The sequence below is a fragment of the Pantoea sp. E956-1 genome, from assembly GCF_982223955.1.
In genome coordinates, this window is record NZ_CEUYZP010000068.1 from 1 (window position 1) to 449 (window position 449).

A 449-nucleotide genomic window follows, 5' to 3' on the forward strand; every position below is an offset into this window, starting at 1 on the left:
CTTCACTCCCGAACAGTTGGCTGTCGATCAGATCGCAAAGGCAATGGATCGCCAGCAAGTGGACTTCCTGAATACGTGCAGTGACGTTGGCCGGTACGCGAATCTCGACGTCCTCGGGCAACAGCAGCGACGCCATGCCGCCGCCATCGCGTCCGGTCAAAGCTACGACAATCATTTCGCGATCATGTGCGGCCTGGATCGCTTGAATAATGTTCGCCGAGTTGCCGCTGGTCGAAATCGCCAGCAACACATCGCCCGGCTGGCCGAGCGCGCGGATCTGCTTGGAGAACACTTCGTTGTAGCTGTAATCGTTGGCGATCGAGGTGATCGTCGAAGTGTCGGTGGTCAGCGCAATCGCCGGCAGGCTCGGACGCTCGCGCTCGAAGCGGTTGAGCAGCTCCGAGGAAAAATGCTGGGCATCGCCGGCCGAGCCACCGTTGCCGCACGAG

The 449-nt window shown here is 60.6% G+C and carries 1 protein-coding gene; it reads right to left on the reverse strand.

Features of this window, described 5'->3' with window-relative positions:
• The coding region (locus tag AC0T7J_RS25290; protein WP_473798512.1) for a phosphoheptose isomerase at positions 1-449 on the reverse strand (449 nt) is incomplete at both ends.